Below are 14,183 nucleotides of genomic sequence, written 5' to 3' on the forward strand. Positions count from 1 at the left end.
CTTTTAGAAGTATAGCACATGGGCAAAGTATTAAAGTTTAGTTATTTTTTTATCGCAATATTGATAAGCAGTTGTGGCGAAAATCCGAAACAGAAGACCGTTGCATCTCCCACCACGAAAAATACCGAAGCTAATGTGGAGGTAAGCTCCGAAGGGAACAAAACAATTCTTTTCTTCGGAAACAGTTTAACCGCGGCCTATGGTTTGGAGACGGAAGAGGGTTTTCCCAACAGAATACAGGAGAAGATAGATTCCCTTGGGTTGAACTATACCGTAATTAATTCTGGCCTAAGCGGAGAAACCACGTCTGGCGGTTTAAATAGATTGGATTGGGTATTGAATCAAAAAGTAGACATCTTTGTACTGGAACTAGGAGCAAATGACGGATTACGTGGAATTCCATTAACTGAAACCCGTACTAATCTGCAGAAAATGATTGACTTGGTCCGCGCGAAAAACGAACATACGCAAATAGTCCTTGCGGGAATGCAAATTCCACCCAATATGGGAGAAGCATATACCACAGAATTCCGGAACATCTTTCCAAACCTGGCCGAAAAGAATGCCATTTCGCTTATTCCGTTCTTACTGGAAGGAGTCGCAGGGAACCCGGACCTGAATCTGGAAGATGGGATTCATCCCACTGCCGAAGGTCAAAAAATAGTTGCACAAAACGTTTGGGAAGTGCTACAAGAAATAATCCAACCTGTTGAAGAAACAGAGATGGTGCTCGATTAAACCAATTTAACATCTCTTTTTCTTATTTGAAAGGTTAAGGCTCTTTTGATTCTGGAATGTTTTAGGATAAAAATCCCGGTTACCGCTGGGAGCTGCTCCTTGACCAATTTAGTTTGGTGAACAGTTTTGACTACAGGCATGGAAATAGGGTTTACCTTTATTTCTGCTTTTGTATTCTGGGCTTGGGCAAAAGCCCCCATACAGATAACTAGTACTAAAATAAGAATAGATCGCATTGTAGGTTATTTGGGATATTGATAACTACCACATGTTCCTTTTCATTTGATTTGAATCGATAATAAGTCCGGTTTTACCGTTGAAATGCAAAATTTTCGATGAGTGGCACAATTTGACTCAAAAATTCCTACAAACACTCTTGTTTTTAATCCGATTTTTTAAACACTTTATCGATTTTATAAGCTTTTTCCTACAATATTTTTTTTGAAGTCGTGTCGATTCGCTGTATTAATAGGTAAAAAAACTTGTATTTAACTAGAGAAAGTTGTGCTTACACGACGGATATAAAGCGTATAATTCAATATCCTTAAGGGCTTTTTCCATTCCTATTCGCAGCTATGGAAGCATTCTGAAAATTTGATGACCAGCATGCAATAGGTCAAAACCTATACCTTATAAAAGAGTAGCTACGGCGTAATTGGAATAAAGTGAATGAGGCCTAAAATAATAGGGCATGTATTTACTACCCGATTGAAATTATCTTTTGAATTGATTGGTCCTTTTAACAGGAACAAGGACATACCTCCTCTTTGGTTCAGCTGTTAGGGATATACCTACAGTTAGTAATAGGTTCTTGATACTAGTGCTAATGAAATTCTTCATAATCGTTACTATTTATCTTGTTAGGTATTAAGCCATTTTAGCTTTGTTTCTCTTTGTTGTAAAAGATAATGCCTTGGTTACTCTAGCGTTCTTGTGCTTGTACAATCTAGCAACCTCCGTTTTGGTTTCCAAGTTCAACTCGTAAGCCGTTTCTGTTACTATGGTCATTTCAACCGTTTCAACTTTAACATCGGTAGTGTTGTTCTGAGCCTGAGCGGTCATTCCGATGAAGAAGATAAAGAAGATGGTTGCTATTGTTTTCATGACTTGCGTTTGTTACACTATTATAACGGGTGCAAGTGTACTTCGGAGGGTGGTCGTTCGCCGAAAAACCCATAATACTCGGTATCTGACAGCAATCCGGTTGAAGTGTAAAAATCAATCGATGAACGGCACGCACACCAAAAACACCTTACCGAAAAAAGATGCTTTTAAACGTAGATTTGAGAAAAATTTCGTTTCATGAGCGCTTATTATTTAAATGCAAGTGACCTTAAGTAATTAACCTGGAACAAGTTCACTGGGTATAAAAAGGAGTATAACATTATCTTCTTCATAAGCCTCGTAGCATTATAAACCTCGATTATCGGAAAAAGCGTTACCATTAGCATTTGTACCTGATGCGTTAATACTCTAAACTGAACAGGCTATTTTTGTAGGATCTGTTATACAAGTAACGTTACATACTCAATTGAACACCTATGCGAAAAATTGCCATCATCGGAATCGGACCTCGGGGACTATATGCATTAGAACAATTCTTAAATGCCTGTTCTAAGGAGCAAAAGCTAAAAACATTTCAGCTACTTCTTTTCAATTATTCGCAATATCCCGGGGCTGGTGAGGTCTGGAATCCAGAACAACCACACACCAATTGGATGAATATCTCAGAGCGGGCCTTAAGGAATTTACCAGGAAGGACAGCCTGTGAACTGGACAACTTAAAAATACCTGCATTTCCATCTTATAGGGAATGGAGTGCTAAAAAAGCCACGAATGCCACCCCAGAAGCAATGGATACTTTTCCGCCCCGTGCTAAGATGGGCAACTACCTTCATCAAAGATTTCAATCTATCATAGACATTCTAGTGACTAATAAGACAGCGGTATTCAATAAGGCAAAAATTCAAACCTTAGTCAATGAGAATAATGGTTTCCTGATAAGTGACGTAGAAAAAAAAATCTACAGCGCTGATGAAGTTTTGCTTACCATAGGGCATCAGCCAATAGAAACCTCTGAACAACTACAGAATTGGATGGCACATACGGTGCAAACAAAGAAAGCACTTCTTTTTAAAAAAGCCTATCCCGTTTCAAAGATTACGGATACAGAAGAAATACATAACAACAGTATTATTGGTTTAAGAGGTTTTGGTCTTGCCACCATAGACGTCATAAGAGCTTTAACCATTGGCAAAGGTGGCCAATTTAAGTTAATCAATGAACGGACAAGGGAGGTGGAATTTATTACTACGGACATGGTTCCCAGAAAACTGGTTCCCTTTTCCTTGGATGGTCTTCCATTAGCCGCAAAACCTATAAGTTCTAAGGTGGATGAAAAATTTGAACCCACGGCATCGGAAATTAAAAGCTTCGGAAAAGAAATATCCAAAGCCTTATCGGCAGAAACCAAAACGACGGATATCACCTTCTTAACAGTAGCCATTGCCCGAATTGCATCAAGAGTTTATGAGGATATATTAAAAGAACATGGCAACGCTAAAACCAATCGTGAAGAAATAGGTGATAGTATCAAAAGTTGGTTGCATAATCCCAAATTTGAGCATTCATTAATTTTTTCAAAGACCAAAAGTGTATCGGAAACAATATCCGCCTTTATCGCAATGGCCACAGGAACTCGTGTACCCTCATTGGATTATTGCGTTGGTCAGGTTTGGCGCCACTGCCAGCCTACCCTTTACAAGGTGTTTTCACATGCCCAACTCAAGGATGAAGTTATTGCTGATATTATTGCATTGGATGAACGTATTAAACGCTATTCCTATGGACCGCCCGTGGAAAGCATGCAACAATTACTAGCACTTCAAAAAGTGGGCATCTTAGATCTTGATTTTATTAACGATCCTTACATAAAACTTGTAGCTAGTGGCTGGGAACTACAATCAAACAATACAGTAATTAGCTGCAATGTTATGGTGAATTGTGTTTTAGATGGACCAAAGCTGTTGAAAGTAAAAGCAAACTTGGTGAAAAATTTACTACAGGACGATTTAATAAAACCTTTACATACCGCACTGGGAATTGATACCCGAACGGATGGCCGTGTACGTTCAGAGGAAAACAAGACAATTCCCATTGCCGTACTGGGCCGACTCTCCAAAGGAAGTGTTATTGGTGTTGATGCTATATTAGAATGTTTTGGTCCAAGGACAAGGGATTGGGCCAAGGCAGCGGTAGAAAGAATGTACGCTTAAGCCATTTTAGCTTTGTTTCTCTTTGTTGTAAAAGATAATGCCTTCGTTACTCTAGCGTTCTTGTGCTTGTACAATCTAGCAACCTCCGTTTTGGTTTCCAAGTTCAACTCGTAAGCCGTTTCCGTCACTATGGTCATTTCAACCGTTTCAACTTTAACATCGGTAGTGTTGTTCTGAGCCTGAGCGGTCATTCCGATGAAGAAGATAAAGAAGATGGTTGCTATTGTTTTCATGACTTGCGTTTGTTACACTATGATAACGGGTGCAAGTGTACTTCCTAGGGTGGTCGTTCGCCGAAAAACCCATAATACTCGGTATCTGACAGCTACCCGGTTGAAGTGTAAAAATCAATCGATGAACGGCACGCACACCAAAAACACCTTACCGAAAAAAGGTGTAGATAAACGGTAATTTCGCCTATAACTTTAGCAAAATATTCGGATCGGGACAATTTTTCCGATAGAAAGCCAGGTTCTTTTGAGAACATACTCCGGGATAATCACCGCTATATCCTTTCATGTCCCTAATAATCTGAAAATGTAAATGTGGCGCATAATTTAAGTTAACCTCTGGAGTACCCAAATCTCCCAAAACGGAGCCTGCTATAAATTTCTTGCCCACAAACAAGCCTTCCAAAGAAGTTCTGGATAAATGACCATAGAGTGTATAAAAAACCTCATCAACCAACTGATGTTCTAGGATAACCGTAGGACCATAGTCGCCCACGCTGGCATTATCCTTAAAGCTATGTACCTTTCCGCTGATCGGGGTTTGCACTTTGGTCCCAGCAGTGCACCAAAAATCGACCCCTAAATGTATGTTTCGTGGATGTAAGGCGTTACCGCTGAAACCCTCCTTGTCCGAATACAGATTTCTTTTTTCCAAATACCCGCCATAGGCCACGCTTCCCTTATGCGTTACGAGCTGTTGATCAATGTAAGATGCACAAATTTCAGGGTCGGTAATGTTCCTAGTCTTTAAATCTTTATTGTCTACCGACAAATCTATGGGAACGTAACGTTCTAAGGCAATGTTATGATCAAGAATGCTGATTGCCCCTTCGGAAAGGAAACTCAATTGTTCTGTAAAAGTCTTCATTTTGTAAAAATAGAATTCCCGTTGAATTCCTTAACATATTTTAACCATTAGTACTGTAAGTACTTTGTAAATTGCCTACAAATTGCTTAAAGAAATAAAAATGAAACGATTACGATTAACCATTTTAGCGGTTGCAGCACTATTTGTGACCAGCTGCCAGTCCAATACTAAGAAAACTACTACCGCAGAAGCTCCAAGTTCGGAATTAGAAATCACTTCAAAAAAAGAGAAATTGAGTCCACAGGATTTAAGCGAGTACGAGACGGCTTATTTTGCCAGTGGTTGTTTTTGGTGCGTGGAGGCCATTTTTGAAAGCGTCAAGGGGGTCAAGGAAGCGGTATCTGGCTATTCCGGAGGAAAGGAAGATAATCCCACCTACGAAATGATCGGTTACGGAAAAACTACACATGCAGAAGCCGTAGAAGTATATTACGATCCAGAGGTGATTTCCTTTACGGCCTTGGTCCAAGTATTTTTTGGGTCGCACGATCCAACTACTTTAAACAGACAAGGACCGGACAGAGGAACGCAATACCGCTCTATCGCCTTTTATAAGAATGAGGAAGAAAAGAAAATAATTGAAGCTTACATACAAGCTTTGAAGGACCAAGACGTCTATGATGGTGCTCCCATTACCACAGAGGTAAAGACATTTGAAAAATTTTGGATTGCAGAGAATTATCATCAAGACTACGAACGTAACAACCCTAACAATTCCTACATCAGAAATGTTTCTATTCCAAGATTGAATAGGTTCAAAGAAAATTTTGGAGCATTCTTAAAAGAGGATATACACTAAAAGCAACAAAATCATCAATTATAAAGCGTCCTACCGGGCGCTTTTTTTTATGGACTAAACTGTTAGTTAGTCATTTGTTCTGCTTACAAAAAACCGGACTTGGCCACTAAAACCTAAAGTTTACATCTAAAACTAGTTCCCCCAACGTATACATATAAAACCGCTTACTCACTTATTCAATGTAATAAAAAGCTTACATAACCCGTGAATTCGCTATATTTAATATTACAAACCCCAAACTTGCAACATATGAGACCGATATTTTTAGCACTGTGCGCGATGCTAGCAGTGTCCTGCAATAGCGCAAAGAAAAAAGCGGATACTACCATCATTGATGTGTCTTACACGGATAACGCACCCAAGTTAGACGGTAAGGCCACGGAAAGTTTTTGGAACTTAATTGATTGGAATTCCTTAAATCAAAACTGGATCGGAGGCCCATACGACCATGAGGACTTCAATGGCCGCTACAAATTGGCTTGGAACGAACAAGGCTTATATTTACTTGTTGAAATTATGGACGATGTTCTCTACGACAAGTCTGAGGACCCTTTAAAATTATGGTGGAACGACGATTGCGTTGAAGTTTTTGTTGACGAGGATAATTCCGGTGGTCTGCATCAATACAGTCATAATGCATTTGCCTACCATGTAGCATTAGACGGTAATGTGGTGGACTTAGCGCCGGATAAAACCCCAAAGTTGTATAACGACCATGTACGCTCCCAACATCATACGGTAGATAATGTAACCACATGGGAGCTAGCACTTTCTATTTTCGATGATTCCTATACCGATGGTGCAAAGAATAAACCGGTAACATTGAAATCCAAGAAAAAAATGGGTTTTGCCTTAGCGTACTGTGATAACGATTCTAGTGCGGAAAGGGAGAATTTTATAGGTTCCGTATTTGTGCCGGGAGAGGATAAGAATCAAGGCTGGATCAACGCGGATATTTTTGGGACATTGGTTTTGAAAAAGTAAACTACCTTGGGCAATCCCACGATAAATTTATAAGAATTGAGTATTTAATTTCGAAGCAAACCTTAGGATATTATACCCTTGGGCAGTGGCAATAAATCAGTGTATGATTACATCACTATAAGCTGAATTGATCACTATAGATTTTCCGCTGTTTTGTTTTAAATGAAATCCTTTATTCACGACCGTATTTCCATTTACCGTCTTTTTCAATTGTAAGCCTGCAGGTGTTTCCAGTTTAGAAGAGTTTCCCTTTACATAGATTTCCGTAGGGGTTTCTGGCAACCTCAAGTCCATCTCAGCATTTTTTAAGCTCACGTCCAATTCCTTGAATCCATCACTAAAAGCGATAATATGTAATGGCCCAAAATCATTTTTGATGTAAGCCGTATCGAACAGTTTATCGATGGTCACCTCAGATGAAGTAGCACTCAAACGCAAGTGCAACACTTCGGACAAATTTACATCTTTACTATACTTTGTCTGCAATTGCCCATAGTTCCAGTTTTTAACTTCTACCGGCGAATAAGAAGCTTGTATATTGGTTTCATCGCCAGAAATTGTCGCCGCCCAAAGACTTGAGTGCGACAAGGTCGCATTCAAGTTCTTTGTGTTTTCGGCAAGCTTTACTTCCCCATGTCTCACGTTCATTTTTATACGTGTAGATTTTGGCAGTTTTATCTTAATGGTTTTCTTGATCTTGTAGTTCTTATTTTCCCCATCAGAAGAAAAATAAAAGATATTGGGTTCGTTCCTCAAAGAATCTCTTCTAAAAAATGAGTTTTTAATAGAATCTTGGCGTATGGACCAAGCCGCTCTTTTTTGATGCATTTTCTCAAATCGTTTTTCTCTTTCCTCCGCTCTTTTTTCCATTTCGGCGACCCTCTTTTCTCTCTGTTCCTCTCTACGTTCTGCCCGTTCCTCCATTCTTCTCTCCATTTCGGCGCCTCTTTTTTCCATACGCTCTCCCCATTCTTCCAGTTTCTTTAAATGGTCTTTATCAAAACTCTTTTCGAACTCCTTTTGCCATTTCTTCATGTATTTATCCCCGTCTTTCTTGTACTCGCTATAATCAAAATGAAACGTTTTGGTTACCGGAAGAGAAGCTATTTCCGCAATTTCGGGAAAAGGAGCTATATCCGCCAATTCCTCTATAAAAGGACTCATATCCGGCACTTCAATACGAAGGTTTTCAAAATCAAAATCGAAATCATGGTTCATGAACAAGCCCATGCGGCTAGATCTAGAAGTAATCTCAATCCTTTTACTGTTCCCTAAAATATCAAAAGGTTCGTTTCTAAAGTATTTTTCTGCCTCCTCGTCGGTAGCTCCCTCCAAAGTTGCGGTAGCGCTAATTTCTACCACGTCCTTGTTCCAGGTTTCAAATTCTATATCAGCATAACTTGTATTGATATCAAGAACGGCATCCGCCCCAACATTAAAGGTCTCTTTATAAGTTTTCTGTTGTTTCTGCCCTAAGGCAATAGTTGTAATTCCGAAAAAGCTTAAGGCAATGATGAGTTGCCTTAGCTGCATTTTAGATGATCTGTTCATTTTTTGATGTTTTTACTTGGTTCAACTGCTTTTTTAACTGCTGTAATAATTGTAATCGTAACTGTAAATTCTCTATGAGTGCGCTTATGGTTTGATCGTTAGGACCTAGTTCGTTAAGCTCCGCGTTTAATGCTTCATATTCTGCGTTTAACTCGGCCAAACGTTCCATATAACTATCTATCAATTCCTTGTTATCGTCGGAAACTTCTAATTTGGAAAGTTCCATGTTGATATTGGCCACGTAATAATTTTCAATCTTTTTCAAGTCCGGAGAAAGGTCTCCAAAAGAAAAATCGGTATCGGTTTCCGAGTTCGTATCCACATCGGTAATCGTAGTATTATTTACTGCACCGTCCTTAGCAAATTGCAGGTATCCAAAAAAGCTAAGACCTACCACTAATAATACGGATGCTGCTATTTTTAATAGACTGAAATCAAACTTTTTTTGTTTTGGAAATGCTTCGTCCAGTCTATCTAAAAAACGTGTTTCATGCCCCTCTTTTAGTTTAAACTGTTGTTCCGAACGCTCTTTTTTGAACATTTCCCTAAGATCCTGTCCCATATCGTTTTGTTTTTAATAATTCTTTTAATTGACCTTTTCCCCTTAATAATCTGGTTCTGCAGGTGGTTTCCGTAATATCCAATACTTGGGCAATTTCTTTATGATCAAAACCTTCTACCAAGTACATAAGCACTACATATTTATATTTTTCCGATAGTTTTTCTATCTCCTTTTTCACCACTTCCAAAGAGATTCCGTCCTCTACCGTCCAATCCTCTTCCGCTACGGGGGTCATATAGGTTTCGTCTAAAGAAACTAGATGTTGTTTTTTCGATTTTAAAAAGTCGATACATTTATGAACCACTATTTTCTTGAGCCATGCTCCAAACGTTACCTCCCCTTTAAACTGATGCAATTTTTGAAAAGCCTTTACAAAGGACTCTTGCAATACATCTTCAGCGTCGTTAGAATTTTTTACAAATCGCATGGCAACCGCATACATTCCATCGCAATACTGCCGGTACAATTGTAATTGCGCATTACGGTCATTGGATTTACATTTCTCTACAACGTCAATCTGAAACATTGGTCGGTTCGGTGTTTGTTTTTAGTTGCTGTTATCTTAAGGACGAAAGAAAAAAATAGATGTTGCAAAAAACTTCTATTTTTACAAATCTTTTAAAATCTACAATTGAAACAAGTTACGATATCCAACGAGTTTATAACCCTAATGGTCCTAGATTATGGGGCTACGATACAGAAATTATTGGTTAAGGGAAAAGACGGCAAATATACCAATGCCGTCGTAGGTTACAACCATCCGAGCAGGTACCGTTTAGATGATAATTGTCTTGGCTCTTGTGTGGGACGCTATGCCGGTAGGATATCTAAGGGAGGGTTTGAACTGGATCGCGAACAATTTTATCTCCATCAAGAAGATGGGGTTCATTTGCATGGAGGTAAAGAAGGTTTTCATCAGAAGTATTGGAAAATTGAAGAGGTAAAACAAAAGGATGACCCCTTCATTAAATTATCCTATGTGAGCAAACATTTGGAAGAAGGATACCCCGGAAATTTAACCGTCAACGTAACGTATAAACTTGTCAACAACGCTTTACAAATAGTACATGAAGCCATAACGGACAGAAGCACGGTGGTTAACCTTACCAATCATTCTTATTTTAAGTTAGACGACAGCCCCTACATTGATAATTACGAGCTACAGCTAAATTGCCCCTTAGTTTTGGAAGTAGAAGAAAATTTGCTGCCTACGGGAAATCAAATTCCCGTCAGGGGTACGGAAAATGACTTTTTGATTCCGCGGGAAATTGGGGTCCAACGTTTAGATACCCCTTTTGTGAAAGATATGGGTAGTGAAAAAGTTGCAGAACTCTATTCCCCAAAATCGGGCATATCAATGAAGGTCTACACGAACCAACCCGCTGTAATCGTATACACGCCCTTGGATTTTCCCGGGATTTGTTTTGAGACGCAAAACTACCCGGATGCACCTAACCAACCTGATTTTCCGAATAGCGTGTTGAGACCCGGAGAGACGTATAACAACATTGCCATATATAAGTTTGATTTAGTACCTTAGACACAATAAACACTAGGCATTCGCCATAGACAAGGATAATGAAGGTTTTAAAAAAATTACTGATAGCACTACTGGTTTTAGGCGCTCTTTTCTACTTTGTGGGAATACCCTATCTACAAAGTTATACCAAGAAATACAGCCCGGAAACAACGACTACCTATGATTTTGATGGCACGGAACTTCAGGTCCACTATTCCAGTCCATCGAAAAAGGGAAGGGAAATATTCGGTGCGTTAGTGCCCTATGGTAAGGTATGGCGTACGGGTGCTAATGAACCTACGACCTTTACAACGAGTACAGGCATAAAGATTATAGATAAACCGCTACCGGCAGGCACTTATTCGATATGGACAATCCCCAACAAAGAGAGTTGGAAAGTCATTTTTAATAATGAAGTTCCCGATTGGGGAGTTACGCTTTCAAGTGGTGGCAGGGAGACTACCCGAAACGAAGCGGCAGATGTACTTCAGGTAGAAGTACCCGTTAGAACACTAGCCCAAACCCAAGAAAACTTTACGATCTCTTTTGAAGATAAGGAACAAAGCTATTTAAGTTTTGCCTGGGATAGGGTTAAAATAAATGTCCCGCTTAGTAAACTATCTCAGGGCAAGCCCACGATAAATTGATAAAAAACATAATTTTGATTTCGAGATAAGTCTCGGAATATTGACCCTTAGGCGGTACCAATAAATAAACCTCAAAAAAGAAGCTATTATTTCTCGAACGAAAGAATCTGGTAATTTAAATCCACAACTACTTGCGGAAGCCTTGGTAAATGGAATATTTGCTAAGGATATAGCTGCAGTGAGCAAGGCGATAACCATGGTGGAAAGCACCAAACCTGAACATCAAGAGATTGCCAACATCATCATCGAAAAATGTCTTTCCAAGAAAATCGATACCGTTAGAATAGGAATAACCGGTGTTCCAGGAGTTGGCAAAAGCACGTTCATAGAGCGTTTGGGCAAATTATTGACATCAAAGGGTAATCGCTTGGCCGTTCTCACCATAGACCCATCCAGTAATCTTACCAAGGGAAGCATACTCGCCGACAAAACGCGTATGCAAGAATTAGTACAGGACAAGAATGCATTCATAAGACCTTCACCTTCAGGTGATTCTTTGGGAGGCGTAGCCCGGAAAACAAGAGAGAGCATTATACTTTTAGAGGCCGCGGGGTACAACATCATTATAATCGAAACCGTAGGTGTGGGTCAAAGTGAGACTGCCGTACACAGTATGGTAGATTTCTTTCTACTATTAAAATTAGCAGGGGCGGGTGATGAATTGCAAGGAATAAAAAGGGGCATCATGGAAATGGCAGATGCCATAGCCATTAACAAAGCGGATGGCGATAATATAAAAAGAGCCAAATTGGCCGAAGTGGAATTTAAGCGAGCATTGCACTTGTTCCCTCCAAAGGAAAACGGATGGGTGCCAGTGGTAACGAGTTGTTCGGCCTTACAGAACCAAGGTCTAGAAGAACTTTGGTCTATAATAGCTTCTTATGCGGAAAAAACAAAAGAGTCCGGTCACTTTAGGATTAAAAGACAGGAACAAAATAAAAGCTGGTTAAAACAGCATATTGAAACTAGCCTTAAAATGGACTTTTACACAAGTCCGTTAGTAAGGAAAAAGCTTGAAATCCTAGAGGAAAAGGTAGTTAATGGCAGTATGTCCCCATTTGCAGCGGCGCAGCAGTTATTGCAGGCGTACAAAAATAGTTAGGAGTAATTGTCTAAGCACTCTAACCGCTATACCATAGAACATCTTAGGGATAAAAAACATAACTTTGTAATTAATTCTAATACCGACCAATGGCTATTGTTACCGCTTCCCTCTTATCTGTAGTTGTACCCCTTTATAATGAGGAAGAAAACGTAGCACTTTTAACACAAAAAATCCATGAGAGTTTAGCAGGTTATAATTACCAAATTGTTTACGTCGATGATTTTTCTAGAGATAGCACCAAACAAGTGGTAAATGAGCTAAAAGACCAGAAAGTACACCTCATTGCATTGAAAAAGAACTACGGACAAAGCTTAGCATTGGCAGCTGGTATCGATTACGCCGAGGGCGAATTTATCATTACCATGGATGGTGACCTACAAAATGACCCAAGCGATATTCCTGAAATGCTTTCCTATGCAGTTGATGGTGAATTTGATGTGGTCACAGGAATACGACAAAAACGAAAAGATTCTTTGGTGAAGAAAATACCATCTAAAATTGCGAATTTTTTGGTGCGCCGGGTCACTAAACTGGATATTAAGGATAACGGCTGCGCACTGAAAGTCTTTACAAAGGATATTGCAAAGGATTTGAACCTTTACGGGGAAATGCATCGATTTATCACCCTTTTAGCACATTTGGAAGGCGCACAGATAAAACAAGTTCCTGTAAAGCACCATGCCAGACATGCGGGGGTTTCAAAATATGGATTAGAACGGGTTTTTAAAGTGGTAGCGGATATGATGCTGCTCCTTTTTATTAGAAAATACTTTCAACGGCCCATTCACCTTTTTGGTATTTTCGGTTTTTTGATGATTCTATTGGGTGTTTTAATCAACCTATACTTGCTAGTGGTAAAGTTAGGTTTTGGTGAAGATATAGGAACAAGGCCCCTGCTCATGTTCGGGATGATGTTCATCTTGGCGGGCATACAACTCTTTACCATCGGTATTGTTATGGAACTTTTAATCCGTACCTACTATGAATCACAGAAAAAGAGGCCATATCGCATTAAAAAAATAAGTGTAGGTGGCAAATACGCGTAAAAGTATAACTACCGCTTTAAAGCTTCTTATAAGCGTAATTCTTATCTATTTTGTTTATACGAAAATAAATATCGATGAGATAGGGAATACTTTAGAAAAGAGTAAGCCTACGTATCTAGTCATAGCATTATTCTTTTTCCTAGTTTCTAAAATTTTAGCTGCCTTTCGTCTCAACGGATACTTCCACCAATTAGATGTTCGGTTGACACATAAAAGTAACCTGAGGCTTTACTTTTTAGGTATGTTCTATAACTTGTTCTTGCCTGGGGGAATCGGTGGTGATGCCTATAAGGGGTATCTCATTAAAAAAAGTTTTGAGGTGCCTACAAAAAGAGTGGTCAGTGTTCTGGTTTTGGATAGGTTAAGTGGACTACTCCTACTTTTTGTATATGCCTGTGTGCTGTTTTATGTATTGCAAAACCCGGTGTTAGCAGGAGTAAAATACTTATTTATTCTAGGAATTCCGCTTGCCGTTCTTGTCTTTTGGGTCCTGAACAAGCGTTTTTTCAACTACGTATTCCCCGTATTCTGGTCCGCCCTAGGATACTCCACCTTAGTGCAATTGGCCCAATTAATCAGTGTCTGGTTCATTATGATGGCCTTGGGTATCGAGGAGGATAAGGTAGCCTATTTAGTTATTTTCTTGGTGTCCTCAATCGTTTCGGTATTACCCCTTACCATTGGTGGCATTGGAAGTAGGGAAGTAACTTTTTTCTATGGTGCCTCGCTACTTGGTTTAGATGAAACCATTTCGGTAGGAATAAGTGTCGTATTCTTTCTGATAACCGCCGTGGTATCACTTTTGGGGATATGGTATCACTTTAAAAAAGTAGAGTTGGAAACCACGTCACAGCACTAG

16 protein-coding genes are annotated in these 14,183 nt (G+C 39.4%); 9 read left to right on the forward strand and 7 right to left on the reverse strand.

Annotated features, from left to right (window positions below; all coding sequences use genetic code 11):
• Window positions 1–18 precede the first annotated feature (18 nt).
• On the forward strand, window positions 19–738 hold the full coding sequence (locus EJ994_RS07775) for an arylesterase (RefSeq protein WP_126591934.1): 720 nt from the start codon (window positions 19–21) through the stop codon (window positions 736–738).
• Here the strand turns inward: EJ994_RS07775 and EJ994_RS07780 are convergent.
• Both EJ994_RS07780 and EJ994_RS07785 read right to left on the reverse strand, forming a co-directional pair.
• Entirely contained in the window at window positions 735–974 is a 240-nt protein-coding gene (locus EJ994_RS07780) for a hypothetical protein (RefSeq protein ID WP_126591935.1), read from the reverse strand. The genes EJ994_RS07775 and EJ994_RS07780 overlap by 4 nt on opposite strands.
• 631 nt (window positions 975–1,605) lie before the next feature.
• Window positions 1,606–1,842, reverse strand: coding sequence for a hypothetical protein (locus tag EJ994_RS07785; RefSeq protein ID WP_126591936.1), 237 nt, complete (start codon window positions 1,840–1,842; stop codon window positions 1,606–1,608).
• 437 nt (window positions 1,843–2,279) lie between these two features.
• Between EJ994_RS07785 and EJ994_RS07790 the strand changes: the two genes are divergently transcribed.
• Window positions 2,280–4,013 (forward strand): FAD/NAD(P)-binding protein, encoded by a 1,734-nt coding sequence (locus tag EJ994_RS07790; protein ID WP_126591937.1) that lies wholly within the window; start codon window positions 2,280–2,282, stop codon window positions 4,011–4,013.
• Here the strand turns inward: EJ994_RS07790 and EJ994_RS07795 are convergent.
• Together EJ994_RS07795 and EJ994_RS07800 are read right to left on the reverse strand one after the other, a co-directional pair.
• Window positions 4,010–4,246, reverse strand: a complete 237-nt coding sequence (locus EJ994_RS07795) for a hypothetical protein (RefSeq protein ID WP_126591936.1) — start codon at window positions 4,244–4,246, stop codon at window positions 4,010–4,012. The genes EJ994_RS07790 and EJ994_RS07795 overlap by 4 nt on opposite strands.
• Window positions 4,247–4,430: 184 nt before the next feature.
• Window positions 4,431–5,111, reverse strand: coding sequence for a peptidoglycan DD-metalloendopeptidase family protein (locus EJ994_RS07800; RefSeq protein WP_126591938.1), 681 nt, complete (start codon window positions 5,109–5,111; stop codon window positions 4,431–4,433).
• A gap of 100 nt (window positions 5,112–5,211) precedes the next feature.
• Between EJ994_RS07800 and msrA the strand changes: the two genes are divergently transcribed.
• Both msrA and EJ994_RS07810 read left to right on the forward strand, forming a co-directional pair.
• Window positions 5,212–5,910 carry a peptide-methionine (S)-S-oxide reductase MsrA gene (msrA, locus tag EJ994_RS07805; RefSeq protein ID WP_126591939.1) on the forward strand — a complete coding sequence of 233 codons (699 nt, stop codon included), beginning with the start codon at window positions 5,212–5,214 and terminating at the stop codon, window positions 5,908–5,910.
• A 249-nt stretch (window positions 5,911–6,159) separates the two neighbouring features.
• Complete coding sequence (locus tag EJ994_RS07810) at window positions 6,160–6,894, forward strand: sugar-binding protein (RefSeq protein ID WP_126591940.1); 735 nt, start codon at window positions 6,160–6,162, stop codon at window positions 6,892–6,894.
• 96 nt (window positions 6,895–6,990) lie between these two features.
• Here the strand turns inward: EJ994_RS07810 and EJ994_RS07815 are convergent, their stop codons facing one another.
• Genes EJ994_RS07815 through EJ994_RS07825 form a run of 3 tightly spaced genes read right to left on the reverse strand, consistent with a single transcriptional unit; the run spans window position 6,991 to window position 9,533 of the window.
• Entirely contained in the window at window positions 6,991–8,445 is a 1,455-nt protein-coding gene (locus EJ994_RS07815; protein ID WP_126591941.1) for a hypothetical protein, read from the reverse strand.
• Window positions 8,429–9,007, reverse strand: coding sequence for a hypothetical protein (locus EJ994_RS07820; protein ID WP_126591942.1), 579 nt, complete (start codon window positions 9,005–9,007; stop codon window positions 8,429–8,431). Before EJ994_RS07820 ends, EJ994_RS07815 begins: the two co-directional genes overlap by 17 nt.
• On the reverse strand, window positions 8,991–9,533 hold the full coding sequence (locus EJ994_RS07825) for an RNA polymerase sigma factor (protein ID WP_126591943.1): 543 nt from the start codon (window positions 9,531–9,533) through the stop codon (window positions 8,991–8,993). Before EJ994_RS07825 ends, EJ994_RS07820 begins: the two co-directional genes overlap by 17 nt.
• Window positions 9,534–9,638: 105 nt before the next feature.
• Here EJ994_RS07825 and EJ994_RS07830 point away from each other — a divergent pair, with 105 nt between their 5' ends.
• The 5 genes from EJ994_RS07830 to EJ994_RS07850 all read left to right on the forward strand — a co-directional run bounded on the left by EJ994_RS07830 (window position 9,639) and on the right by EJ994_RS07850 (window position 14,183).
• Window positions 9,639–10,547 (forward strand): aldose epimerase family protein, encoded by a 909-nt coding sequence (locus tag EJ994_RS07830; protein WP_126591944.1) that lies wholly within the window; start codon window positions 9,639–9,641, stop codon window positions 10,545–10,547.
• A gap of 38 nt (window positions 10,548–10,585) precedes the next feature.
• The gene (locus EJ994_RS07835) at window positions 10,586–11,173 is read left to right on the forward strand and encodes a DUF2911 domain-containing protein (protein WP_126591945.1); all 588 of its coding nucleotides are present in this window, start codon (window positions 10,586–10,588) and stop codon (window positions 11,171–11,173) included.
• A gap of 85 nt (window positions 11,174–11,258) precedes the next feature.
• Entirely contained in the window at window positions 11,259–12,275 is a 1,017-nt protein-coding gene (meaB, locus tag EJ994_RS07840; RefSeq protein ID WP_241240893.1) for a methylmalonyl Co-A mutase-associated GTPase MeaB, read from the forward strand.
• 89 nt (window positions 12,276–12,364) lie between these two features.
• Window positions 12,365–13,324 carry a glycosyltransferase family 2 protein gene (locus tag EJ994_RS07845; protein WP_126591947.1) on the forward strand — a complete coding sequence of 320 codons (960 nt, stop codon included), beginning with the start codon at window positions 12,365–12,367 and terminating at the stop codon, window positions 13,322–13,324.
• Complete coding sequence (locus EJ994_RS07850; protein ID WP_126591948.1) at window positions 13,308–14,183, forward strand: lysylphosphatidylglycerol synthase transmembrane domain-containing protein; 876 nt, start codon at window positions 13,308–13,310, stop codon at window positions 14,181–14,183. Before EJ994_RS07845 ends, EJ994_RS07850 begins: the two co-directional genes overlap by 17 nt.

The sequence above is a fragment of the Maribacter sp. MJ134 genome (assembly GCF_003970695.1).
GTDB lineage: Bacteria > Bacteroidota > Bacteroidia > Flavobacteriales > Flavobacteriaceae > Maribacter.